The organism is Vibrio sp. STUT-A16 (assembly GCF_026000495.1).
GTDB classification, from domain to species: domain Bacteria; phylum Pseudomonadota; class Gammaproteobacteria; order Enterobacterales; family Vibrionaceae; genus Vibrio; species Vibrio diabolicus.
The window spans coordinates 3020027-3045508 of the sequence record NZ_AP026765.1; the positions used below are offsets into that span (position 1 = coordinate 3020027).

Here is a 25482-nt window from a genome sequence, read left to right on the forward strand (position 1 = left end):
CCTCAAGTCTAAAGTCAGACGTGATTTAACGCCAAGTTTATTGGTAATGACAGGGTTTGCGTCAATAAAATGCAAAAAACCCATCACTACAAAAAGTAGTGATGGGTCTCGAATAGTTGGAGTCGACACATAAGCCGGGTTCTGTTCCGCTTGCGCGGCGGTAGCCATTCGTCTAGGCCAGCAATCGCTCACTGGCTCAAGCAACCTACCCGCCTCCTTACGCGAGCAACGCAATGTGGAGGCCTATTTGGTCTTGCTCCGGGTGGAGTTTACCCTGCAACGAACTATTGCTAGTCGTCCGGTGCGCTCTTACCGCACCCTTTCACCCTTACCTGTGCCCTAGGGCCATCGGCGGTCTTCTCTCTGCTGCACTTGTCGTAGGCTTGCGCCCCCCAGGCGTTACCTGGCACCCTGCTCTATGGAGCCCGGACTTTCCTCCCCTTTACCAGTCTCCCGAAGGACGTCAACGTCAGTCTCCCAAAGGACTTCAACGTCAGTCTCCCGAAGGACATCAGTAAAGCAGCGACTACCCAGTCAACTCCGAGGGCGGATTGTATAGAGTTATCTACTCAGAGTCTAGTGAGATCACAGATATGATGAAATGAATGCATTGAGTGGTGCTTTTTTAACCTAACCATCAAACATTGAGCCTAAAAAAGGCCGATATTTTCACATCGACCCGCTTTACCATGTGTCTCGTTAGCAGTGCTTAGTCTAAGTTTTCTAAGCCCCACTTATACAACGCATTCTTCTTCAAGTTATGAATTTCTGCTACCAAAGCCGCTGCTTTTTTCAAAGGCAGCTCTTTGGTTAAAATCCCTAATGTACGCAAAGCATCATCTGGCAATGAATCGTCCACGGTTTCGCGATGGCCATGCACCAGCAACACCATTTCACCACGCTGTTGGTTATCGTCACTTTTCACCCACTCAATTAACTCACCTAATGGCATACCTTGAATGGTTTCAAAAGTTTTCGTTAGTTCTCTCGCCAACACGACTTCTCTATCTGGGCCAAGAACGTCTAACATGTCTTGTAGAGAGTCCAAAATACGGTGCGGTGACTCGTAAAAAATACACGTACGCTCTACCGAAGCAATCTCTAGGAATTTATCCTTACGGCCTTTGCTTTTCGGTGGTAAAAAGCCTTCGAAGCTAAAGCGATCGGATGGCAAGCCTGATGCACTTAACGCCGTAATGACCGCGCAAGCACCAGGAAGCGGCACAACTCTAACGCCCGCTTGACGACATTTTGTCACCAAATGGTATCCTGGGTCGCTGATAAGTGGCGTACCAGCGTCAGAAACTAACGCGATAGACTGACCGGAAAGCAGCTTTTCTACCAAAACCTGTGCTTTTTGCTGTTCATTGTGATCATGCAGAGCAAAAGTTTTGGTTTGAATATTGAAGTGAGACAGTAATTTACCCGTATGTCGAGTATCCTCAGCAGCAATGATGTCCACCGTCGACAGAATTTCGATAGCACGTTGGGTGATATCCGCTAAATTTCCGATTGGAGTCGGTACGATATAGAGAGTTGGCCCCTCATTCGGCAACTTATTTTTATCTGTCATTTGTTTACCATCACTTCAACGATTAATATAGAGACAATTTTGTACAAAATTATAGAGAACTCACGGCAATGATTAACCATAAGAGACTCAGTGTACCACGCATACTTACTCCTGTTGCACTAGCAATTACGCTCGCCGCCTGTTCTTCAGGTCCAAGACAGCCTGATGGCGTTGATGTAACACTTGAGCCTACTCAGTCTGTTCAGAACTATATGATCCAAGCTGATAGCACGGAAGGCAGTTTACAAAATGACTGGTTGATCATGGCAACCAAAGCCGCTATTCAAGCGAACCAGTTTGATCAAGCAGAACTGTTGATCAAACGTCTGGCTCGACAACAGTTGACCGAAATTCAGCAAGCGGAGTGGCAACTGGCGCGTGCGACCATACAGCAAAAGCAAGGTAATTACTCGCAGTTGCTGCAATTGTTAAACTTTAAACCTTGGTGGAAATTGCCAAACGAGCAATGGAAAGACTATTACTTGATGCGTGCCGACGCTTATCAAGGCCTCAACCAAGCGTTTGAAGCAAACCGCCAGCTGGTTGCATTTGGTCAATACGCCTCGTCAGCAGAGCAGAGGGAAATCTCTAGCCGTATTTGGATGAACTTTGGCAGCTACTCAGAATATGAACTCACCTCATTAGAAACAGAGCCGAATGAGGATGTTCTAGACGGCTGGCTTCAGCTGGCTGTTTATGCAAAAACGCTGTCGGGCAACCTGTCCCAACTTAAAAATACGCTAGAGCGCTGGTTAAGCGAAAACCCTTCGCACCCAGCTGCTATCTATACACCAGAAGAGATTCAAAACATTCTCTCTCTTGATATCGTGAAGCCAAACAATACTGCTTTATTGCTGCCGCTGACGGGTAAGTTCTCGCCACAAGCGCAATTAATTCGTGATGGTTTTGTGTTTGCGATGATGAATGATCGTAATCGAGATCCTAGTGCAACACTTACGGTGATTGACACCAATGCGTATAACGCTGACCAAATTAAACAACGCTTGATCAATGAAAACATCGATTTTGTTGTTGGCCCTCTAGAAAAAGAGAACGTGGAGTTGTTGCACACAACCATGGATGGCTCAGCAAATGGCCCTACCATTCCAGCCCTTGCGCTAAATATCCCCGAGGATGTGCAACCAGATAGCAATATTTGCTACTTGGCATTATCACCGGAACAAGAAGCCGCACAAGCTGCAAAACACTTGTTCAGCGAAGGCTACAACTTCCCTCTTATTCTTGCACCAAAAGGCAGCTTTGGAGAGCGTGTAACTGAGGCTTTCAACAAAGAATGGCGAAAGTACAGCTCTAACAAAGTCGCAGCAAGTTACTTTGGTGACAAGCGCCAACTTCAAAAAGACATCAATGAAGTATTTGGCCTGCAAGAGAGCAAGCAGCGTATCGCCCAGATGCAATCATTAATGCGAATTAAGCTTGAAACACAGCCACGTAGCCGTCGTGATGTTGATGCGGTTTATATCGTAGCTAGAAGCACTGAGCTGACTTTGATCAAGCCGTTTATCGAAGTAGCGATTAACCCTGATGCGAAAGCACCACAAATCTTCTCTAGTTCGCGTAGCAACAGTGGCGGCGCGACATACGAAGATCTAACAGGCATCATCTACAGCGACATTCCATTGCTGATTGACCCAGATCCTAGCGTGACCGCTGAAATGAACGAGCTTTGGTCAGAGCAATCTAACATGGAAAAACGTTTGAAAGCACTCGGTATGGATGCATATAAATTGATCGGTGAACTTCCACAAATGAAGGTCGTTCCTGGTTACTCAGTCGGTGGCCAAACCGGTATTTTAAGTATCGACAACAACTGTGTTGTACAGCGTGAATTGAGCTGGGCTGAGCGTGGGGCTTTTTAGTAAGCGCCAAATCGGAAATCAATATGAAGCTCTGGCGAAGCACTATTTGCAACGCCAGGGCTTGCGCTTTATTGAACAAAATTTCCTGACCAAGGTCGGTGAGATTGATTTAATCTTCCAACAAGGTGAAACTATCGTGTTTGTTGAAGTCAAATATCGTAAGAATGATCACTTTGGCTCAGCAGCAGAAATGGTAACGCACGCAAAAAGGCGCAAGCTAATCAAAACTGCACAAGTTTGGCTTAGCCAACAAAAGCGCTTAAAACACAATATCGATTATCGGTTTGATGTCATCGCTATTCATGACAATGGGCGAGATATCAACTGGATAGAAAACGCAATCTCTGAAGGATAAGCGATGCTAGACAGCATTAAAGACAGCTTTACAGAAAGTATTCAAATTCAAATCGCAGCAGCAGAGGCGCTGCCCGATGCCATTACTCACGCGGCCCAAGCGATGGTCTCAAGCTTGCTCAATGGCAACAAAATTTTATGTTGTGGTAATGGCGGCAGTGCTTCAAACGCTCAACAATTTGTTTCTTGTCTTTTAAACCGTTTTGAAACTGAGCGCCCTAGCCTACCTGCAATGGCCTTAACAGCCGATAATACAACCCTGACCGCTGTTGCAAACGACTACCACTACCAGGAAATTTTCTCAAAACAGGTGCGAGCGTTTGGCCAGCCAGGCGACATTCTGCTTGCCATGTCGACTAGCGGTAACAGCAAAAATATTATCAAAGCGATGGAAGCGGCCGTAACTCGAGACATGACGATTATCGCGCTAACAGGAAAAGATGGCGGTGAGATGGCAGGACTGCTTGGTGAGAACGACGTCGAAATTCGCATTCCATCACACCGCACTGCACGTATTCACGAAGTACATATGGTGACACTCCATTGTCTTTGTGATCTTATTGACCAGGTGCTTTTCCCTGCTCATGAAGAGTAACCAAGACTGAGGGTCAGAATTATGATACGTAGCCTCGTTATCTTATTAACAGCATTGAGTTTAAGTGGTTGCGCTGGCTTGTTTATCGCTGGTGCTGCTACCACAGCAAATATTGTCACGGACACACGCAGTACAAAACAAATTTGGCAGGACAACAACATCGAATTCGAAGTTGCAGCGATCGGGAATAAGGCGCCGTTTAAAGGTGAAGTTCGTGTGGTTGCCAGCTCCTATAACGGTACGGTTGTTCTTATGGGTCAGGCTCCAACGCAAGACCTTATCCATGCTTTAGAGCGAAGAGCTCGAGAAGTTAGTGGTGTGAAAGTCATACACAATCAAATCAAACAAAAAGAGCCACTCACTGTCACTCAAATTAGCAACGACAGTTGGATCACAACCAAAGTAAAATCAGCCTTGCTGACCGACTCTGAACTCAATGGCGTTAAGGTTAAAGTGATCACCGAAGACGGCGACGTTTTTCTGTTTGGTTATGTCACACCAGAGCAAGGCGAGCGAGCGACAGAAATCGCGCGTAATATCTCTGGCGTAAAACAAGTCATTAAAGGGTTCCAATATGGCGAAATGGAACCTGTTGAAGTGGACTTACCGAGTGACGGTGTACAAACAATAGAAAGTGAGACAAACGCGGAAAATGAAGCCAACGTCGAAGCATTTACGATTGAGTAATTGCGAAACATCACTTGAAAACACGTCAAGACACTAAAAAGAAAAAAAGCAGCGTTACGCTGCTTTTTTATTATTTAATCACTCTTAAGCTTGGTTTGCCTTTTGGTCGAGGAGCATCGTCCTCTTCGGCATCCGAATCAGAGGCTAACTCAGAAGGCTCATCGCTAACCGTTGTAAACGATGGGGATGATTCTTCCTCGGTCATCGCTTCTTCTTCGATGTTAGTGTACGCTTCTTCTGGTTCAAACATAGTACCAGCACCATTCTCACGCGCATAAATAGCTTGGACAGCATACACAGGCACAATTACTGAGTGTGGACGGCCGCTAAAGCGAGCATGGAAGGTAATCGCATCATTACCTAACTCAAGATTACCCACCGCACGTGGTGCAATATTCAAAATAATTTGACCATCTTGAATAAACTCAACCGGTACACGTACGCCCGGCATCGTTGCATCCACCACCAAGTGAGGAGTCAAGTCATTGTCTACTAGCCAATCGTAAAATGCGCGAAGCATATACGGGCGGCGAGCAGTCATTTTTGCAATATCCATAACGTGTTTAAAATCGCTTAGCGAACTAGGCGCATTTCACGTTCAGCTTCAGTTAAAGAAGCAAGGAACGAATCACGTTCAAATACGCGGTTCATGTACACCTTGATTTCTTTTGAACCAGGGCCAACCAGATCGATACCAAGTTGAGGCAAACGCCACAATAATGGAGCTAGGTAACAGTCGATCAAGCTGAATTCTTCGCTCATGAAGTACTCATATTCAGCAAAAATTGGCGCTAACGTCAGAAGATCATTACGCAGCTTTGTGCGTGCTTTTTCTGATTCTTCCGCATTACCTTTCATCACTTTTTCAGCGAGTGAATACCAGTTGCGTTCGATACGGTACATCATCAAGCGGCTGTTGCCGCGAGCAACAGGGTAAACCGGCATTAGAGGAGGATGAGGGAAACGCTCGTCCAAGTACTCCATGATGATTTTTGAATCGTAAAGAGCTAGCTCACGGTCAACAAGAGTTGGCACTGATTTATATGGGTTTAGCTCAACAAGCTCAGCAGGAAGGTTTGCTTCGTCAACAAGCTCAACTTCAACACTTACGCCTTTTTCAGCTAGTACAATGCGAACCTGATGGCTATACAAATCTGATGCACTTGAGAAAAGAGTCATCACAGAACGTTTATTGGCAGCTACAGCCATGGAGCCCTCCAGTACACTTACAAATAAAAACAATGGAGGCTAAGCCTCCATTGTACATCAATTAAAATTGGGAATTAGCACGGTATTTTAGCACAATTAATGCACATCGCGCCAATACTCTTTCTTGAGCATCACGACAACTATGGTTAGAAGCACTAAGAAGCCCATTACCCACCAACCTAAAGCATGACGCTCAAGCTGCACTGGGTCACCTGAATAAACCAAGAAGTTCACTAGGTCACCAACCGCTTTGTCGTATTCGCCTTCGCTCAGCTCACCCGTACCGTCTGTTTCAGTACCAACAACAACTTGTACTTCTTCGCCATCTACGATTTTCGTATCGTAAATCGGCGTCGGGATACCTTGTAGCTCTTCGAGCACATGTGGCATACCAACACTCGGGAAGACAATGTTGTTCACGCCGAATGGACGAGATGGATCAACATAGAAAGAGCGTAAGTAAGTGTATAACCAATCAGCACCACGAACTCGTGCAACCAACGTAAGATCTGGTGGTGGAGCACCAAACCAGTTTGCCGCTTGCTTCGGTGGCATTGCATTAACCATTAGATCACCGATTTTCGCTTCAGGATTGAAAATCAGGTTTTCTTTCATTAAGTCTGTTGGAATTTCCAAGTCTGTTGCTACACGCTCATAACGCTGATACTGCGTTGAGTGACAAGCAAAACAGTAGTTCATGAACAACTTCGCACCGTTTTGTAGCGAAGCTTTATCCGTTAGGTCAACATTCGCTTTATCAAGCGGAACGTTAGCCCCCGCTGCCATCGCTAGTGATGGCAACATAGCAAATAGAATTACAATCCACTTCTTCATTTGAATGTCACCCTCTCTGGTAATGGTTTGGTTGCTTCATTTTTGCTGTAGAAGAACAGCAACACAAAGAACATGAAGTAACACAAGCTAAAGATCTGAGATAGTAGTGTGTACGTTGGTGTTGCAGGTAACGCACCTAAAATACCCAGAGCGATAAAGGCGATTGTGAACTGTACAATATTCAACAGATGAAGTTTGCTACGGTAACGGTATGAACGAACTTTACAACGATCCAACCAAGGTAGAACAAACAGCACTGCAATTGACGCACCCATTAGGATAACACCTAATAGTTTGTCTGGAACCGCACGTAAGATTGCGTAAAACGGCGTGAAGTACCATACAGGAGCAATGTGCTCTGGTGTCTTCAGTGGGTTGGCCGCTTCAAAGTTAGGCGGTTCAAGGAAGTATCCTCCCATTTCTGGGTTAAAGAACAGCACGTAACAGAAGAAGAACAAGAAACCAGCCACACCAACTAAGTCCTTAACCGTACCGTATGGGTGGAAAGGAATAGAGTCGATAATGTCGTATTTCTTCGTGTAGTAATCGTGGAACTTGAACTGTGTCTTGTAATCATCGCCCATTGAACCTTTTGGTAGCTTAGTTTCGATACCATCAGGGTTGTTTGAGCCGACTTCGTGCAGCGCCAATACGTGCAGAACCACAAGAAGAAGTAGAACGATAGGCAGTGCAATAACGTGTAGTGCGAAGAAACGGTTTAACGTTGCACCAGAGATGATGTAGTCACCACGGATCCAAAGCGTTAGGTCATCACCGATAACAGGAATCGCACCAAACAAAGAAATGATTACCTGCGCACCCCAGTATGACATCTGACCCCATGGCAGTAGGTAACCCATGAATGCTTCAGCCATTAGAACGAGGAAGATCAACATACCGAAGATCCACAGTAGTTCACGAGGTTTTTGGTATGAGCCGTAGATCAGGCCACGGAACATGTGCAAGTACACAACAACGAAAAACGCAGATGCGCCAGTTGAGTGCATGTAACGTAGAAGCCAACCGTACTCTACATCACGCATGATGTACTCGATAGAAGCAAACGCACCGTCACCAGAAGGAACGTAGTTCATCGTTAGCCAGATACCCGTTAGGATTTGGTTAACCAGAACCAGCATCGCCAGAGAACCGAAAAGGTACCAAAAGTTGAAGTTCTTAGGCATTGGGTATTCAGACAAATGCTTTTTATAAGCATTCATTGCAGGAATACGCTTTTCAACCCAGTCTAACATTGCTTGCATTATGCATCCCCCTCATCAACACCCACAATGAGCTTGGTGTCGCTCAAATACATGTGCTTAGGAACGACAAGGTTCAATGGAGCAGGTACCCCTTGGAACACTCGACCAGCCATATCGAACTTAGAACCATGACAAGGACAGAAGAAGCCAGATCTTACGCCCTGGACCTGCTCTGAGAAAGAGTCTGGTAGATAGGTTGGTGAACAACCTAGGTGAGTACAGAAACCAACAGCGACAAAAAACTCTTCCTTAATCGAACGAAACTCATTCTGAGCGTACTCAGGCTGCTGTTCCATTTCAGATTGCGGATCACGAAGCTTATCGCCGATCGTTTTTAAGTTATCTAGAACGCTTTGAGTGCGGCGAACAATCCATACAGGTTTCCCCTGCCACTCGACACGAACCAGTTGACCTGGTTCAATTTTACTTATATCCACTTCCACCGGTGCACCTGCCGCTTTGGCTTTAGCACTCGGATTCCATGATTTGATAAAAGGCACGGCGACGGCGACTGCCCCTAACCCACCAACAACTGCCGTTGTAGCGGTTAGAAAACGCCTGCGACCGTTATTTAAAGGCGCGTTGCTCATCCAAACATTCTCCCATTTGCTCCCTTTGGATCGTTATTATTCCGCTTATAAGAGCATGGCTAACAAATAATGAATTTAGTTCTATTTATTGGAGGGAAATGATAAAGAAAACCCTACTTTTTGACAAGATAAAGCTACCTTTTTGTAACATTTGTGAGGCAAATCGCTCGCGTCGTCACAAAAGCGGCAGAATTATAAAAAATTGATGTGATTTGTAACAAGAAAGCACAACATGGAAGTTCTGCTGAAAGCTATTCAAACCTTTTATCTTGGTAGTTTTCAGTTAATTACACAGCAAAATATTTCTTAGTGCACATTCAACTTACGTTATTTGTATTTTCACTTTTGTAGCACGCCGCATACGCAAAAAAGACGAGTAGGCATTTTAAAACATGTTGCAGGGATATTAAGACGCAAAGGCACCCACAGCAGATAAATAAGCTTATGACATATGGTAAGGAAGAAGCCTTACTCTGAGCCTAGTTATAAGTGAATACAAATGGATTGATAGGCAGGTATTATTTCTTTAAAAACAAAAAAGCCCGGCATAGAGCCGAGCTTTTGGTACACAGTTTCCAGAATAACTCTGAAAAGCAGAATTTCCAATAAGAGGAAATTAACGCTTAGAGAACTGTGGACGACGACGTGCTTTACGTAGACCAACTTTCTTACGTTCAACGCAACGAGCGTCACGAGTAACGTAGCCAGCTGCGCGTAGAGCAGGACGTAGAGACTCATCGTATTCCATAAGCGCGCGAGTGATACCGTGACGGATAGCACCAGCTTGACCAGAAATACCGCCGCCTTTAACTGTTACGTAAAGGTCTAGCTTTTCAGTTAGTTCAACAAGTTCTAGAGGTTGTTGTACAACCATGCGAGCTGTTGGACGACCGAAGTATTCGTCAAGGTTACGCTTGTTTACTACAATGTTGCCGCTGCCTGGTTTAATAAAAACACGTGCAGCTGAGCTTTTGCGACGGCCAGTGCCGTAGTATTGATTCTCTGCCATTTTCGAAATCCCCAATTAGATGTCTAGTACTTGTGGTTGTTGAGCAACATGGTTGTGCTCAGCGCCTGCGTAAACTTTAAGCTTACGGTACATAGCACGGCCTAGAGGACCACGTGGAAGCATGCCTTTAACTGCAAGCTCAAGAACCATCTCAGGTTTACGATCGATCAACTTTTCAAAAGTGATAGATTTTAGACCACCTGGGAACTCAGAGTGACGGTAGTACACTTTGTTCTTAGCTTTGTTACCAGTTACAGCAACTTTCTCAGCGTTGATAACGATGATGTAGTCACCAGCGTCAACGTGAGGAGTGTATTCAGCTTTATGTTTGCCACGTAGGCGAGATGCAATTTCACTTGCTAGACGACCAAGAGTTTTACCTTCAGCGTCTACAACGTACCAGTCGCGTTTTACAGTTTCTGGTTTAGCAACGAAAGTTTTCATGCTAATAATAACCCGTTAATTAAAATTTAAACTTTAAGGAACACCGTTCTGGTGCTCCCACACTGTCTAAGAGCCCAGTCATCACCCCTTCGAGTCGTTGGTACTCTCGACCTTCAATTTCGAAATAACTTCGATAATCCGGTCTGCAGTAACGGTGGGTCGCAGGATTATAGAGAAGAGCGAAGAAAAAATCACCTTTTTTTGCGCCAAATCACTAATTTTTTCTTCACTTTTTAAGAACACACTAGATTTAGGCCAAATGCTCACGCGCGAGGTACTCATGACTTTGCATCTCAGTGAGCCGAGACAAACAGCGCTTAAATTCAAACTCGAGCTGCCCCTCAGTATATAAGTCTTCCATTGGCACTTCAGCAGAAATAATCAACTTCACATTGCGCTCGTAAAACTCATCGACCAGTGCGATAAAACGCCTCGCAGCGTCATCTATTTTTCGGTTCATCTGTTGAACGTCCGCCAATAATACCGTGTGATAAATTCGGGACAGCTCAATATAGTCATTTTGACTGCGAGCGGTTTGGCATAACTGAGCAAACGACGCATGCAGAACCCCATCACTCGCTTCAATTACCTCAAGCTGACGGTGATTAACTTCGATTTGATGAGCGACGATCTGACGTTCGCCCGTCAGCTGCTGATAATACTTGTTGAGATTAATGTTGGCCTGTTCATCAAGTGGATAATGGTATATTTCGGCCTGTTCAAGCGTTCTTAAGCGATAATCAACGCCACTATCAACATTCAACACGTCACAGCGTGCCAAAATCATATCAATTGCAGGCAAAAAGCGCGCTCTTTGTAAGCCATTACGATATAAGTTCTGCGGTTCGATGTTTGAAGTCGCGACTAGGATCATCTGCCGCTTAAACATCTCTTGGAGTAACGTTGCAAGGATCATCGCATCCGTAATGTCAGAGACAAAAAATTCATCAAAGCAAACCACATCCGCTTCTTCTTTGAATTTATCCGCTACTTTTGCTAGCGGATTTTCGACATCACCTAACAGCTTCAACTCATCATGTACTCGATACATGAAGCGGTGAAAGTGTACGCGCATTTTTCTTTGGGTTGGTAAAGCATCAAAAAACGCATCCATGAGGTACGTTTTACCGCGTCCGACTCCTCCCCAAAAGTAAAGACCTTTTGGGGGCTCAGGCATGTCGATTTTTTTCCCCATGAGCTTTTGCCATTTGGAAAGCTGGGGCACAGGAGTTGACTGAAATTCAACGATAGCATGGTAAAGCTTATCTAATGCAACGACCGCTTGATACTGAGCTTCATCACGCTGAAACCCGTGTTCTGCTATGTCTTTTTGATATTGTTGTAGTGGTGTCATCGTATTAAGTCGTATAGAGGTACTGGGAAAAGGGTTACCTCGGGGTCAACTTTGAGAATAGAGAGAAGTAGTTATCAGTCCCCGAAGACATACTGCTATTTTTCTTTATCGGCTGTTCAAGCCATAGTAACATGGACTAGCACCGCGTGTAACTAAGTAGTAAAAGACTTGTTAAAACAACTATAAGGAGCAGTTATGCCTTGGATTTATGCCATTGTGGGTTTGCTGGTCGGTACAATCGTAGGCGTAGTCATTAGTAGACTAACCACCCCTGAATACAAGAAACAAAAGTCTGTGCAGAAAGAACTTGAAGCGGCCAAGTTTGAACTAGAGCAACAACGTCAAGAGCTCGTCGATCATTTTGCACAAACCGCAGAAATGTTGGATACACTAGGTAAAGATTACACCAAGCTGTACCAACATATGGCTAAGACCTCTTCTGAGCTTTTGCCAAACTTGCCAGAGCAAGACAACCCGTTTGATAAGAAAACGGCAATGTCTTCTGAAGCTATTGCAGAAGATCAACCAGAGTTTAATGAACAGCCAAAAGACTACGCCAATGGCGCAACGGGTCTTTTAAAGGATCAAGAGAAAGAAATCATTAATGCTCCCGAAGCGGTAACCGCAAAAGCATCATAATCTTCTCTTACCTCTACCTATTAGGGCCGATACATTTGTATCGGCCCTTTTTTGAACTTTTTCTCCTTACCTTTGCTCTAACTTGGATGTGAACTGCCTCCCCCTTTGATTATCCGAACTAGGCCCTATATTAGTTATTAACAAAGTGAACTAACCGTTCGGATATTTCTTTTTGGCAGACATGTTTCAAGAGGAGTTATTGGATGAAAAAACCACTGCTTGCGCTCACCGTTCTATCTCTGAGTTTGGGCTCTATTATTGCGCCAGTTCAAGCCACCGCCGCATTACCTTTAAATGTGGATGGCCAACAGTTACCTAGCTTGGCGCCCATGCTTGAGAAAGTAACCCCTGCTGTTGTGAGTATTGCTGTAGAAGGCAAACAAGTACAAACCAGCCGTATTCCCGAACAATTTCAATTCTTCTTTGGACCGGACTTTCCGATGGAGCAAAGGCGCGAGCGCCCGTTCAGAGGTTTAGGTTCTGGTGTCATTATTGATGCGAAAAAAGGGCATATCGTCACTAACTACCACGTAATCAAGGGCGCGGATGAGATTCGAGTTCGCCTCTATGATGGTCGCGAGTATGACGCTACGCTCGTTGGCGGAGATGAGATGGCCGATGTTGCGTTGCTTAAATTAGAAAAAGCGAAAAACTTAACGCAAATTAAAGTCGCAGATTCCGATAAACTTCGCGTAGGTGACTTTACGGTTGCGATTGGTAACCCATTCGGACTTGGTCAAACCGTGACGTCGGGCATCGTCTCAGCGTTAGGCCGTAGTGGCTTAAACGTTGAAAACTTCGAAAACTTCATCCAAACCGATGCCGCAATTAACAGCGGTAACTCTGGTGGTGCATTGGTCAACCTTAATGGTGAGCTGATCGGTATTAATACTGCGATTTTAGGCCCTAACGGCGGTAACGTGGGGATTGGCTTTGCGATTCCGTCCAACATGATGAAAAACCTCACCGAGCAAATTCTAGAGTTTGGTGAAGTCAAACGCGGCATGTTGGGTGTACAGGGCGGTGAAGTAACCTCTGAGCTGGCTGATGCATTAGGTTACGAGTCAAGTAAAGGGGCCTTTATTGGCCAAGTCGTACCAGACAGCGCAGCCGATAAAGCTGGATTGAAAGCCGGTGATGTAATTGTATCGGTAAACGGCAAAGCGATTAATACTTTCTCAGAGCTCCGCGCAAAAGTGGCAACGCTGGGCGCAGGAAAAGAAATCACGTTAGGTGTGGTTCGAGATGGTAAGAATAAAACCTTTGATGTAACGCTTGGCGAATCTACAAATATGAAAGCCAAAGCCGAAACATTACACGAAGGGCTCAAGGGTGCGGAATTAAGCAATACGACACCAAGTGATGCAATTCAAGGCGTTAAAGTATCGAGCGTTGCAGATAACTCTCCGGCTGCTCAATATCAATTACAACAAGGGGACATCATTATCGGTGTAAACCGTCAGCGCGTGAAAAACCTTGCTGAGCTTCGTGCAATCGTGGATAAGCACAAAGGCGTATTGGCTCTGAATATTCAGCGTGGCGAACGTACTATTTATCTTGTTATTCGTTAGTCACTTTCAAAGTAATAGGAAATAAGGTTTTCGATGCATAGCATCGAGTAATAAGCCTCGAATACTTTTCCTTATCGCTCAATAGCTAATGAAAAGGGCAGCACGATTCCGTGCTGCCCTTTTGTTATTTTTCAATGTAGTGCTATTCTTCATCTTCTATGCCATTTTGGCGCTCATGCATGGAGAGGATATGCTCAGCTTTTTATTACGTTCTGTCTTTTTAGGCTTGGCTACTGCCGCAGTGGTATTACTGGCGGTACCATCTTTGCGCAACAACGTAATTCCTGCCGCGCTAGATCCGCAACCTGTTAATATCGCGTCCGTTGAGTTGACATTTAATCAGGCGGTGCGAAGAGCAGCACCTGCCGTAGTAAACATCTACAGCCGTAAATATGTTGAAAATGATCGCAGTAAACTCTCGACTCAAGGTCTGGGTTCAGGTGTTATTGTCAGTGAGAAAGGCTACATCATTACCAACTACCATGTGGTTGCTCAAGCAGACCAAATTGTTGTCGCATTACAAGACGGTAGAGCCGCAGCGGCTCAGCTAGTTGGCACGGATAAACGCACAGACATTGCCGTACTGCGTGTCGAAGGTTCAAATTTACCTGTTATTCCTCTGAACTCTAATTACAAGCCACAAGTGGGTGATGTGGTCCTAGCCATCGGTAACCCATACAACCTTGGACAAACCACAACGTTCGGCATTATTTCAGCAACAGGACGCTCATCGATTAGCGACGGTCGCCAAGCATTCATTCAAACCGATGCCGCCATCAATGAGGGCAACTCTGGCGGTGCTCTAGTGAACACACAAGGTGAGCTCGTCGGCATCAATACCGCCTCTTTCCAACAAGCGACTGATTTAGAAACTTACGGTATTTCCTTTGCGATCCCTGCGCCACTAGCCAGCAAGATCATGCAGAAAATCATCGCTGATGGTCGCGTGATTCGTGGCTATATTGGTATCGACGGCCAAGACATTAATGCAGTCACTGCTCGCCTACTTGGAAATGAACACATAGGTGGTATTGTCGTGCTTGGTATTGATCCAAATGGTCCAGCCAATGCAGCAGGCTTCCAAAAACAGGACATCATTATCAGTATTGATGGCAATAAAGTGCAAGGGCGTCAGAGCGTCATGGATATCGTCACCGATTTACGTCCTGGCACCACCGTGGACGTCGGCATCATTCGCAAAGGAAAAGAGATGAGCTTGAAAGTCACCATTGCCGAAGACAAGCAAGAAGCATAAAAAATCCCAGCCATTGGCTGGGATTTTTATTTGTGCGTTACTCGCTATCGCTCGGTGTTTCCGTCGTATCGGAATCATCCAGTTCAACTTCAATGCGAGTGACTCGCTGCAAACCTCTTGGTAATAACCCACCTCGGCGACCACGTTCGCCACGGAAGTTATCAAGGTCAGACGGTTTAAGACCCAACTTTCGCTTACCCGCGTACAGCGTTAACGATGCACCTTTTGGTAAAGACATTAAGTGAGATAGTACTTCTTCTCGCTCTTTTGCTTTAGCAGCAGGAATGTTGATGATCTTATTCCCTTTACCTTTCGCCAGTTGTGGCAGGTCTTTGATTGGGAACAGCAGCATGCGACCTTGGTTAGTGATTGCTAAGATTTCATCAGAATCTAAATCTTCAATCGCTTTTGGCGTCATGACCTCAGAGTTAGCCGGTAAAGTGACCAGCGCTTTACCACTGCGGTTTTTAGACAGCAAGTCAGCGCCTTTACATACAAAGCCGTAACCTGCATCAGAGCCCACCAGCCACAGCTGATCTTCTTCACTCATGATCACTTGGCGAATACTGCTACCAGCCGTAATATTCAAACGACCGGTAATCGGCTCACCTTGACTACGAGCAGAAGGCAGCGAGTGCGATTCCAGAGAGTAACTTCGACCATCACTACCTAGGAATACTGCAGGCTGATTACTCTTACCTCGCGCATGCGCTAAGTATTTATCACCCGACTTATAGTTCAAGCCTTCTGCATCCACGTCATGGCCTTTCGCGTGACGAATCCAACCTTTCTCAGAAAGCACAACCGTGATTGGTTCGCTTGGAACAAGATCACGTTCAGTAAGCGCTTTTGCTTCTGCACGCTCAACCAATGGAGATCGACGGTCATCACCGTATTTCTCAGCATCCGCTTTGATTTCTTTTTTCAGTAGTGTGTTTAGACGACGCTCAGAACCGAGCAGCTGTTCTAGCTTCTCACGCTCTTTCTCTAGCTCGTCTTGCTCACCACGGATCTTCATCTCTTCTAGTTTGGCTAGGTGACGAAGTTTGGTGTCTAGAATCGCATCCGCTTGGATATCGGTAATACCAAAACGTGCCATCAATACCGCTTTAGGATCATCTTCAGTACGGATGATCTCAATCACTTCATCTAGGTTTAGGTAAGCAACCAGCAAACCTTCCAAAATGTGTAAGCGAGCCATGACTTTGTCTAGGCGGTGTTGTAGACGGCGACGTACGGTCGTGCGACGGAACTCAATCCACTCTGACAGAATTTGCACCAGACCTTTAACTTGAGGACGATTATCCAAACCAATCATGTTCAAGTTAACGCGGTAGCTGCGCTCAAGATCCGTTGATGCGAACAAGTGGTTCATCAACAAATCACAATCGACGCGGTTTGACTTAGGAACCACAACGATACGCGTTGGGTTCTCGTGATCCGACTCGTCACGAAGATCGTCAACCATTGGCAGCTTCTTCGCTCGCATCTGGTTAGCGATTTGCTCAAGCAGTTTTGCACCCGATACTTGGTGTGGCAGAGAGGTGATAACGATATCAGAACCTTCTTTGTGCCATACCGCGCGCATCTTGATGCTACCGCGACCATTGCGGTAAATCTTCTCAATATCCGCTTGCGGCGAGATGATTTCTGCTTCTGTTGGGTAATCCGGACCTTTAACATATTGCATCACGTCCGGCAGTTCTGCTTTCGGGTTGTCGATCAAATGAATAGTCGCATCTGCGATTTCACGAACGTTATGCGGTGGGATATCTGTTGCCATACCAACTGCAATACCGGTTACACCGTTAAGCAGGATATGAGGCAGACGTGCTGGCAACATTTGTGGCTCTTTCATTGTGCCATCAAAGTTAGGTTGCCATTCAACCGTACCCTGACCCAGTTCGCCTAGCAATACTTCAGCAAACTTAGACAGTTTTGCTTCGGTATAACGCATTGCCGCGAATGATTTCGGGTCATCTGGCGCACCCCAGTTACCTTGACCATCCACTAATGGATAGCGGTAAGAGAATGGCTGAGCCATCAATACCATCGCTTCGTAACAAGCTGAATCACCGTGCGGATGGTATTTACCTAACACGTCACCAACGGTACGTGCAGATTTTTTGTATTTTGCTGATGCAGAGAGACCAAGCTCCGACATCGCATAAATGATGCGTCGTTGAACCGGCTTTAAGCCATCACCAATGTATGGCAAGGCGCGGTCCATGATTACGTACATCGAGTAGTTCAGATAAGCGTCTTCAGTGAATTTGCGCATTGGCAACTGTTCGACGCCATCGTAGGTAATTTCTGTAGACATCCGTTACACCTCTGCCAAGTCGCCGTTGTTTTGTAGCCAAGAACGACGGTCATCTGCACGCTTTTTGCCCAGCAGCATGTCCATCATTTCCATGGTCGCCGTAGAGTCGTCAATGGTTAACTGCACTAAGCGACGCGTGTTCGGATCCATGGTGGTTTCACGCAACTGAAGTGGGTTCATCTCACCCAAACCTTTGAATCGTTGCACGTTGATTTTGGCTTTCTTCTTCGACAAGCGCTCTAAGATGCCATCTTTTTCATCGTCATCGAGGGCGTAGAACACTTCTTTCCCGCAATCGATTCGATACAGAGGCGGCATCGCCACGTAGATATGACCCGCTTCAACCAGTGCACGGAAGTGACGAGTGAACAGTGCACAAAGCAGCGTTGCGATGTGAAGACCATCCGAGTCCGCATCGGCAAGGATACAGATCTTACCGTAACGAAGACCATCAAGATTATCGCTGTCAGGATCAATCCCCAAAGCCACTGAGATATCGTGTACTTCTTGAGACGCAAGAACTTGATCGGCAGAGACTTCCCACGTGTTCAAGATCTTACCACGCAGTGGCATCACGGCTTGGAACTCACGGTCACGTGCCTGTTTTGCCGAGCCACCCGCAGAGTCACCCTCCACAAAGAAGATTTCAGTGCGACTTAAGTCCTGTGCTGAACAGTCGGTCAACTTACCTGGCAGTGCCGGGCCGGACGCCACTTTCTTACGTACGACTTTTTTCGCTGCACGCATACGACGGTGCGCGTTAGCGATACAGACTTCTGCCAATTGCTCTGCTAGCTGAGGCTTTTCGTTCAACCAAAGACTGAACGCATCTTTGACTACGCCAGAGACAAATGCCGCGGTTTGACGAGAAGACAGACGTTCTTTGGTCTGGCCTGCAAATTGCGGATCTTGAATTTTAACCGACAACACGTAAGAACAGCGGTCGAAAACGTCATCACCCGTTAGCTTCACGCCACGAGGTAATAGATTACGGAACTCACAGAATTCGCGCATCGCTTCTAACAAGCCTTGGCGTAGACCATTAACGTGCGTACCACCTTGAGCGGTTGGGATCAGGTTAACGTAGCTTTCGGTGATCATCTCACCACCTTCTGGCTGCCAAATTACCGCCCAGTTTGCCGCTTCGGTATCCGCCAAGAACTCACCAGTAAATGGTTCTTCAGGAATAACTGGGTAGCCTTTTACGCCTTCCGCAAGATAGTCTTTAAGACCGTCTTCGTAGTACCACTTATAGTCTTTACCATTAACTTTGTCGGTTAATGTAATCTCTAGGCCCGGGCACAAAACCGCTTTTGCGCGCAGGTTGTTGACTAGGCGCGTAACAGAGAAGTTAGCCGAATCGAAGTACTTCGCATCAGGCCAGAAATGCACGCTGGTACCGCGATTGCGACGACCACATGTGCCGGTTACGGTCAGGTCAGAGACTTTATCACCGTGCTCAAATGCAATTTCATACACTTGACCATCACGACGAACGGTTACTTCAACGCGTTTTGACAACGCGTTTACTACCGAAATACCTACCCCGTGCAAACCACCAGAGAATTGGTAGTTTTTGTTAGAGAACTTACCACCTGCGTGCAGCTTGCATAGGATTAACTCTACGCCTGACACTTTCTCTTCTGGGTGGATATCAACAGGCATGCCTCGACCATCATCGATCACTTCTAGTGATTGGTCGGCATGTAGGATGACTTGTACTTTTGAGGCATGTCCGGCTAGCGCTTCGTCGACACTGTTGTCGATAACTTCTTGGCCCAAATGGTTTGGGCGCGCTGTATCCGTATACATCCCTGGTCGGCGACGTACTGGCTCTAAGCCATTCAGTACTTCAATGGCACCAGCATTATATTGTTCAGTCATAATACGGAATTATTCTCAAAGTTTACTTGTTGCCTGAATATCACCAATGGGTGAACCCATACTCAGGAAACGAAAAAGCCACCCTGTTCACATCACTAAGTGCTTGTAAACATGATGCATAACAAAGTAGCCAGGGTCCTCGACCCTTAAGATCTTTTGGCAAAACATAGTCGGAAAGCATACCGCCCATGTCAAGAAACGGTTGGATATATCAATAAAAACTATGAGCCTTTTCCAATCGCTTTCGAATTACAGTTCTAGAAATTCGATAATCTGTGCAGGATAACGCTCAAAGCCTACAAAACTGTGATCACCGCCTTGTTCTACTGTTTGCTTAGCGTCTGCAAACTTATCTACCGCTTGTCGATAGTCTAAAACCTCATCTTCTGTCTGCTGTAACAACCAGAAAGAATGTGGCGACGCGATGCTTTGTACATCAAGAGCTTTTAACTCGTCAATATGACAAGCTTCAAGTGTATAGGTTTCGTGCGTATAAGGGTTAGTTTGCTCACCCAAATAATCTACTAACAGCTCATAGGGCTTAACCGCGGGGTTGACCACTACCGCTTTCAATCCAAACTTGTCATTTAGCCACATTGACATAAAGCCGCCTAATGAGCTGCCCACCAGACCAATGTTATAGTCGTCTTTATATTGCTCGATGATATCCAACAACATTTTCGCCGCTTGTTGAGGATAACAAGGTAACTGGGGAACAATCACTTTGATATCAGGACGATGCTGCTCGCAGTATGCTCTCATCACATTGGCTTTCATTGAAAGTGGGGAGCTGTTAAAACCATGGATATACAGAAGAAGTGAAGGTTTACTCATAGATATCTCGCACAAAAAAGCGAGCCCGAACATAGAGCTCGGGCGCGTTAGTATCCGTTAGAAGAGAAGTCTGGTTGGAACTGGCCGTCAGGAAGTCGGCCCACTTGGGTCGTAATCTCACCACAAGCGTGCAACTGCAGTTCACGCCAACCAGGCGAAGTCGTATCGAGGGCAAAATCATCCGAGTTGGGCTTAAACTGAACACACGTCGAGGGTGTTGCCATCACTCGAATACCATTATGAAGCACATTCATGTCTTGATGAACATGACCACAGAGAATGCCTTTCACGTTATCAAAACGATCGACAACCTGCCAGAACGCTTCGGCATCTTTTAAGGTATGTTGATCAAGCCACGCGCTTCCCACCAATAATGGATGGTGATGCAGCAACACAAGTGTGTGCCTTTCTGGGTGTTCTGCTAACTTTTCTTCGAGTAACGCTAACTGCTGATCACTCAAGCGTCCGTGGGGAACGCCAACAACTTGCGAGTCTAAAAGAACCAACTGCCAATGCGCGCCAAGCAATACATGCTCTGCCGCTTTGATTTGTTGCGAAGGTAATACACTGCCCATATTGGGCTTGTAGTCATGATTACCAGGCAGCCAAAAGCAGTCTTTCTCTAGCGGTTCAATGCCTTCAGCAAAGCGCTGGTAAGATTCTGCACTATGGTCTTGGGAAATATCCCCTGTCGCCAAGATGTAATCAAACGTCACGTTGCGGCGTAAAACATCAGCAACAACAGCGTTAAAGCTATCGGCCGTTTTTACGCTCAGCAAACTTCCCTCATCGGCAGCAAACAGATGAGTATCCGTAATTTGTAAAAGTTTGATGCTGTCACTAGATGATTGCAAAATGAAAACCTGATTCGTCCACTATATCGTTATTTGTTATTTTCCTTTCGTGACGTGACGATCAATTGAAGGCAAGTGGTGTTCTACTGATACCACTTCGTAAACAAAACGTCAGCCATTCACCGAGGAATGTGTTTAGTTGATGCTTTTCATCTTTCTGCATCAGTTGGTCGTTGGGATAATCATACTTAGCTTTTATGCGAGAGAACTCTCCGCTTGAGCATACTTCGGCTACTCTCGCATCGTGATAAAGCCTGACAGACATCGTCGGTAAAGGAAACACTGGCGTTTCATCACTCTGACATATCTCAACAACTGTGGTGTATTTTGTGATTTCATTCACGGTCAGTTGGTAAACCATGTTCGCCGCTTGATAGCAGCGTACATCCCCAACTTCGGCAGAAGCAGGCAATAAGGCGTTCAATTTAGCGTAGTTGGTCTCATAGGTTCTCATTAGACCCGCTAAATCAACATGATACCTCTGTTTTTCAGCCACTTGTGCCATTACTTACTCTCCACCATTTGGGGTTGCCCCCACTGTGACTTCAACTCTTGATGGTTTAATTGCAACCATTGCAACGCAATAATCGACGCACCATTTTCAAATTTTCCGTCTTTCACCCATTGATATGCTTGCTCACGACTCAAAACATGTACGCGAATATCTTCATTCTCATAGTCTAAACCATGAATGCCGTACGCTTTAGATGCGTCCACTTCACCAACAAATACGTCCAACTTTTCCGAGCAACCGCCAGCAGAAGGATAATAAGAAGTGACTGGCGCAACACGCCCCACTTGTATCCCCGCCTCTTCGACAGCTTCTCGGCGAATGACGGCTTCAGCTGATTCATCACGGTCAATCATACCCGCGACAATCTCTAGCTGCCATGGGTATTGATGCTCTAAGGCTCCTACTCGAATCTGTTCAATGATAACCACTTGATCCGTATTTGGATCATAAGGAAGCATCGCTGCAGCATGACCACGCTCGAACATTTCTCGTTCGACAACCTCGCTCCAACCTCCAGCAAATAGCTTATGCTGAAAGCGATATTTCACCATTTTGAAAAAGCCTTCAAATAAGGTTTCTTTCGAGATGACTTTTACATCTTGCGAAGTAAAATCCTTTTGTTGTTTGTCATACTGTTGCATTCGACACCTCTCTGAGTGAATCTTGTAGTTTACTCATTGTTATTCGCTTGCTCAAAGGACTTGGCTCAACTTTTTGTACAATAGTTACAAATTAATTTAAGTCTTTGGTGAAAATTTATTGCACAAGTGGATAATTACGTGTAAAAAAGTGCAAACTTTAGAGTAAATATCGTGCAAATTGAGTTAAACTACTGAGAATTAACCAATCTATTGACCGCGGGAATAGAAAATGAAAAAATTGCTTCCACTATTTATCAGTGCAGCGCTAGGTAGCATGAGTACGTCTGCGTTCGCAGACTCTTTGGCTGAAATCTACGACTTAGCAAAACAAAATGATCCACAATTGCTCAGTGTAGCAGCACAACGTGACCAAGCTTTCGAAGCAATCACCTCAAGCCGTAGTGCTCTATTACCACAAATTAACCTAACAGCAGGTTACAACTTAACTCGTGGCGATACTGAATACGACTCAAATCTAGTCAATGACGTATCAAACGATGCCAACGCTCTAACCGCTGGTGTTAGCTTTTCACAAGCACTTTACAACCGCGCATCTTGGATCTCGCTAGATACCGCTGAGAAAAGTGCTCGCCAAGCAGACGCAACTTACGCTGCGACTCAACAAGCACTAATTCTTCGTGTTTCACAAGCGTATTTTGAAGTTCTACGCGCACAAGACAACCTTGTTTTCGTCCGTGCAGAAAAAGCCGCAGTGGGTCGTCAACTAGAGCAAACAAAACAGCGTTTTGAAGTAGGTTTATCTGCGATCACTGACGTACACGACGCGCAAGCTCAGTACGACCAAGTACTGGCGGATGAAGTGTTAGCAGAAAACGCACTGACTAACAGCTACGAGTCATTACGTGAAATCACCGGTCAAGAGCACAAAGATCTCAACATCTTGGACACTCGCCGCTTCACTGCTAGTCCATCGACCGTGCCTGCTGAGTCGCTAATTGACGAAGCAAAAACCAAAAACCTGACCTTGCTGTCTTCACGTATTCTTCAAGATATCGCACGTGACAATATTTCACTAGCAAGTTCTGGTCATCTACCAACGCTGTCTCTAGACGGTGGTTACAACTACGGTGATACGTCTCATAGCTCTCGTGACAACACCACAGACAACTTCAATATCGGTGTGAACCTTGCGGTGCCGCTATACACGGGTGGTAACGTCACCTCTCAAACCAAACAGGCTGAATACGCGTACGTGGCTGCAAGTGAAGATCTTGAAGCACAATACCGTAGCGTAGTAAAAGATGTTCGCGCACAAAACAACAACATTAACGCCTCTATCGGCGCACTACGTGCTTATGAGCAAGCCGTTATTTCTGCGCGCTCTGCACTAGAAGCAACAGAAGCAGGTTTTGATGTGGGTACTCGTACTATCGTTGACGTGCTAGACGCAACTCGTCGTCTATACGATGCGAATAAAAACCTATCGAACGCTCGTTACGACTACATATTAAGTGTTCTTCAGCTACGCCAAGCAGTTGGTACGCTAAGCGAACAAGACATCTTAGACGTTGATGCAGGTTTGAAAGCAGCAAAATAATTGCTGACTGAATGCTTCAGTTCTCAATAAATAAAAACGCCAGTTGATTTATCAGCTGGCGTTTTTTATTGCTTGCAGTTAAGAGACGAAAAGTATCTCAGAACATCAAGTATCAAAAAGGCCGCACTTGGCGACCTTTTACAAACAAATAGCGTTTCAATGCCAACAAATCGTAGGCTTAGCCCTTACCGCCTTTGATTGCATTGATGATTTCACTGGTTGAGCACCCATCCTCAAAGTTCAATACACGAACTTCGCCACCTGCAGCAATGACTTCTTTACCACCAGCAATTTCTTCTGGTTTGTAGTCACCACCTTTTACTAGCAAGCTTGGCAGAACTTCCGAGATCAAACGTTGCGGCGTATCTTCACTAAATGGTACTACCCAATCCACAGCGCCCAAACCTGCCAATACCGCCATGCGGCGATCGGTTGGGTTCACAGGACGACCAGGCCCTTTAAGACGCTTCACTGATTCATCGGTATTCACCGCAACAATCAGGCGATCACCAAGTTCAGCAGCATGGTTTAAGTAAGACACATGCCCAGCGTGAAGAATATCAAAGCAGCCGTTTGTCATAACGACTTTCTCGCCACGTGCACGGGCTTTTTTCACTGCTTCAATCAGCGCTTTTTCTGAAATTACACCGTAATCCGTGTCTTGGCTGCCATGTACCGCTTCTGCCAGTTCAATTTCAGACAAGGTCGAGGTACCAAGCTTACCAACAACAACGCCAGCCGCCGCATTCGCTAGTGCACACGCTTCTTCGAAGGATTTGCCTGCGGCAACAGACGCTGCCAATACAGAGATAACCGTGTCGCCCGCACCTGTCACGTCGTACACTTCTTTCGCTTGAGTCGGAAGGTGGAATGGCTCTTGACCACGGCGGATCAACGTCATGCCGTTTTCACTACGCGTAACCAGTAGCGCTTCAAAATCAAACTCTTCAACAAGCTGAAGTGCTTTTTCAACCAGCTCTTGGTCTGATTTTACTTTGCCAACGACATCTTCAAACTCTTTCATGTTTGGTGTTAAGAGTGTCGCGCCGCGGTAGCGTTCAAAATCCGCACCTTTAGGGTCAATGAAAACTGGAATGTTTGCTGCGCGCGCTTTTTGGATGTATGCCTGAACATGCTCTAACGAGCCTTTTGCGTAGTCAGACATAATCACGGCTTTAACGTTTGGCAGAGCGGTATCCATACGCGATAGCACAGGTGCAGAATCCGTGTTTTCAAACTTATCTTCGAAGTCGAGACGAATAAGCTGTTGTCCACGGCTCATTACGCGAAGCTTCGTGATCGTTGGGTAATTAGGCAGTGCAACGAAATCGCACTTCACATTGAGTGAGCTCAGCGTCTCCGTCAGCACTTTTGCAGGCTCATCTTCCCCTGTTAGACCAACAATGTGAGCATGGCCACCTAGTGATGCGATGTTCATCGCAACGTTCGCAGCACCACCAGGACGCTCTTCATTGTTTTCTACTTTTACAACAGGAACCGGCGCTTCAGGAGAAATGCGTCCGGTTGGGCCATACCAGTAACGATCTAGCATGACATCACCGATGATGAGCACACCAGCGCTGTTGTAATCAGGTAGAATTGGTTTCATTATTGGTCT

At 45.8% G+C, this 25482-nt stretch carries 24 protein-coding genes and 1 other RNA gene; 8 read left to right on the forward strand and 17 right to left on the reverse strand.

The genetic code is table 11. The features are described 5' to 3' along the window. Positions 1-114: 114 nt before the first annotated feature. An RNA gene (gene rnpB / locus OO778_RS14280) (RNase P RNA component class A) lies at positions 115-542 on the reverse strand. A gap of 167 nt (positions 543-709) precedes the next feature. Further along, positions 710-1573 carry a 16S rRNA (cytidine(1402)-2'-O)-methyltransferase gene (gene rsmI, locus OO778_RS14285; protein ID WP_047009072.1) on the reverse strand — a complete coding sequence of 288 codons (864 nt, stop codon included), beginning with the start codon at positions 1571-1573 and terminating at the stop codon, positions 710-712. A gap of 68 nt (positions 1574-1641) precedes the next feature. On the opposite strand from rsmI, the gene OO778_RS14290 reads away from it, so the two are divergent. From OO778_RS14290 to OO778_RS14305, 4 genes are read left to right on the forward strand one after another with little or no spacing between them, the layout of a single operon-like run. Continuing rightward, complete coding sequence (locus tag OO778_RS14290; protein ID WP_047009071.1) at positions 1642-3453, forward strand: penicillin-binding protein activator; 1812 nt, start codon at positions 1642-1644, stop codon at positions 3451-3453. Then, positions 3440-3808 carry a YraN family protein gene (locus tag OO778_RS14295; RefSeq protein WP_046873997.1) on the forward strand — a complete coding sequence of 123 codons (369 nt, stop codon included), beginning with the start codon at positions 3440-3442 and terminating at the stop codon, positions 3806-3808. Before OO778_RS14290 ends, OO778_RS14295 begins: the two co-directional genes overlap by 14 nt. Before the next feature lie 3 nt (positions 3809-3811). Next, positions 3812-4402: a phosphoheptose isomerase gene (locus OO778_RS14300; protein WP_005372901.1), complete on the forward strand. Its 591-nt coding sequence runs from the start codon at positions 3812-3814 to the stop codon at positions 4400-4402. A 21-nt stretch (positions 4403-4423) separates the two neighbouring features. Then, positions 4424-5089 (forward strand): BON domain-containing protein, encoded by a 666-nt coding sequence (locus tag OO778_RS14305; RefSeq protein WP_005396458.1) that lies wholly within the window; start codon positions 4424-4426, stop codon positions 5087-5089. A gap of 70 nt (positions 5090-5159) precedes the next feature. Here OO778_RS14305 and sspB read toward each other — a convergent pair whose 3' ends face one another. The 8 genes from sspB to zapE all read right to left on the reverse strand — a co-directional run bounded on the left by sspB (position 5160) and on the right by zapE (position 11791). Beyond that, a complete protein-coding gene (sspB, locus tag OO778_RS14310; protein ID WP_264910129.1) occupies positions 5160-5645 on the reverse strand; it encodes a ClpXP protease specificity-enhancing factor in 486 nt (161 codons plus the stop codon). Positions 5646-5662: 17 nt separating this feature from the next. Next, on the reverse strand, positions 5663-6298 hold the full coding sequence (gene sspA, locus OO778_RS14315) for a stringent starvation protein SspA (protein ID WP_005372897.1): 636 nt from the start codon (positions 6296-6298) through the stop codon (positions 5663-5665). A 96-nt stretch (positions 6299-6394) separates the two neighbouring features. Further along, a complete protein-coding gene (locus tag OO778_RS14320; protein WP_005372881.1) occupies positions 6395-7132 on the reverse strand; it encodes a cytochrome c1 in 738 nt (245 codons plus the stop codon). After that, on the reverse strand, positions 7129-8394 hold the full coding sequence (locus tag OO778_RS14325) for a cytochrome bc complex cytochrome b subunit (protein WP_005372880.1): 1266 nt from the start codon (positions 8392-8394) through the stop codon (positions 7129-7131). Before OO778_RS14325 ends, OO778_RS14320 begins: the two co-directional genes overlap by 4 nt. After that, positions 8394-8984: a ubiquinol-cytochrome c reductase iron-sulfur subunit gene (petA, locus tag OO778_RS14330; protein ID WP_005396462.1), complete on the reverse strand. Its 591-nt coding sequence runs from the start codon at positions 8982-8984 to the stop codon at positions 8394-8396. The genes OO778_RS14325 and petA overlap by 1 nt, the downstream gene beginning before the upstream one ends. Before the next feature lie 616 nt (positions 8985-9600). After that, the gene (gene rpsI, locus OO778_RS14335) at positions 9601-9993 is read right to left on the reverse strand and encodes a 30S ribosomal protein S9 (RefSeq protein WP_005372876.1); all 393 of its coding nucleotides are present in this window, start codon (positions 9991-9993) and stop codon (positions 9601-9603) included. 15 nt (positions 9994-10008) lie between these two features. Continuing rightward, entirely contained in the window at positions 10009-10437 is a 429-nt protein-coding gene (rplM, locus tag OO778_RS14340) for a 50S ribosomal protein L13 (RefSeq protein WP_012842158.1), read from the reverse strand. A gap of 250 nt (positions 10438-10687) precedes the next feature. Then, entirely contained in the window at positions 10688-11791 is a 1104-nt protein-coding gene (gene zapE / locus OO778_RS14345; protein ID WP_264910133.1) for a cell division protein ZapE, read from the reverse strand. Between the two features lie 195 nt (positions 11792-11986). Here zapE and zapG point away from each other — a divergent pair, with 195 nt between their 5' ends. The 3 genes from zapG to degS all read left to right on the forward strand — a co-directional run bounded on the left by zapG (position 11987) and on the right by degS (position 15256). Next, entirely contained in the window at positions 11987-12430 is a 444-nt protein-coding gene (zapG, locus tag OO778_RS14350) for a Z-ring associated protein ZapG (protein WP_005395919.1), read from the forward strand. Between the two features lie 203 nt (positions 12431-12633). Next, positions 12634-14001 carry a Do family serine endopeptidase gene (locus OO778_RS14355; protein WP_005395920.1) on the forward strand — a complete coding sequence of 456 codons (1368 nt, stop codon included), beginning with the start codon at positions 12634-12636 and terminating at the stop codon, positions 13999-14001. Between the two features lie 190 nt (positions 14002-14191). Next, positions 14192-15256 (forward strand): outer membrane-stress sensor serine endopeptidase DegS, encoded by a 1065-nt coding sequence (gene degS, locus OO778_RS14360; RefSeq protein ID WP_005395921.1) that lies wholly within the window; start codon positions 14192-14194, stop codon positions 15254-15256. Positions 15257-15293: 37 nt separating this feature from the next. Here the strand turns inward: degS and parC are convergent, their stop codons facing one another. The 6 genes from parC to nudF form a co-directional block, all read right to left on the reverse strand. Next, positions 15294-17579, reverse strand: a complete 2286-nt coding sequence (gene parC / locus OO778_RS14365; protein WP_005395922.1) for a DNA topoisomerase IV subunit A — start codon at positions 17577-17579, stop codon at positions 15294-15296. A gap of 3 nt (positions 17580-17582) precedes the next feature. Next, positions 17583-19463: a DNA topoisomerase IV subunit B gene (gene parE, locus OO778_RS14370; RefSeq protein WP_005395924.1), complete on the reverse strand. Its 1881-nt coding sequence runs from the start codon at positions 19461-19463 to the stop codon at positions 17583-17585. A gap of 249 nt (positions 19464-19712) precedes the next feature. Then, complete coding sequence (gene yqiA / locus OO778_RS14375) at positions 19713-20297, reverse strand: esterase YqiA (protein ID WP_031780506.1); 585 nt, start codon at positions 20295-20297, stop codon at positions 19713-19715. 47 nt (positions 20298-20344) lie between these two features. Then, complete coding sequence (gene cpdA / locus OO778_RS14380) at positions 20345-21151, reverse strand: 3',5'-cyclic-AMP phosphodiesterase (RefSeq protein WP_005395929.1); 807 nt, start codon at positions 21149-21151, stop codon at positions 20345-20347. A 61-nt stretch (positions 21152-21212) separates the two neighbouring features. Next, on the reverse strand, positions 21213-21656 hold the full coding sequence (locus tag OO778_RS14385; RefSeq protein ID WP_005395930.1) for a DUF1249 family protein: 444 nt from the start codon (positions 21654-21656) through the stop codon (positions 21213-21215). After that, positions 21656-22306: an ADP-ribose diphosphatase gene (gene nudF / locus OO778_RS14390; protein WP_264910139.1), complete on the reverse strand. Its 651-nt coding sequence runs from the start codon at positions 22304-22306 to the stop codon at positions 21656-21658. The genes OO778_RS14385 and nudF overlap by 1 nt, the downstream gene beginning before the upstream one ends. Positions 22307-22535: 229 nt before the next feature. On the opposite strand from nudF, the gene tolC reads away from it, so the two are divergent. Next, positions 22536-23864, forward strand: a complete 1329-nt coding sequence (gene tolC, locus OO778_RS14395; RefSeq protein ID WP_012842165.1) for an outer membrane channel protein TolC — start codon at positions 22536-22538, stop codon at positions 23862-23864. Positions 23865-24042: 178 nt separating this feature from the next. Here the strand turns inward: tolC and hldE are convergent, their stop codons facing one another. Continuing rightward, positions 24043-25473, reverse strand: a complete 1431-nt coding sequence (hldE, locus tag OO778_RS14400; protein WP_264910141.1) for a bifunctional D-glycero-beta-D-manno-heptose-7-phosphate kinase/D-glycero-beta-D-manno-heptose 1-phosphate adenylyltransferase HldE — start codon at positions 25471-25473, stop codon at positions 24043-24045. Positions 25474-25482: the final 9 nt, after the last annotated feature.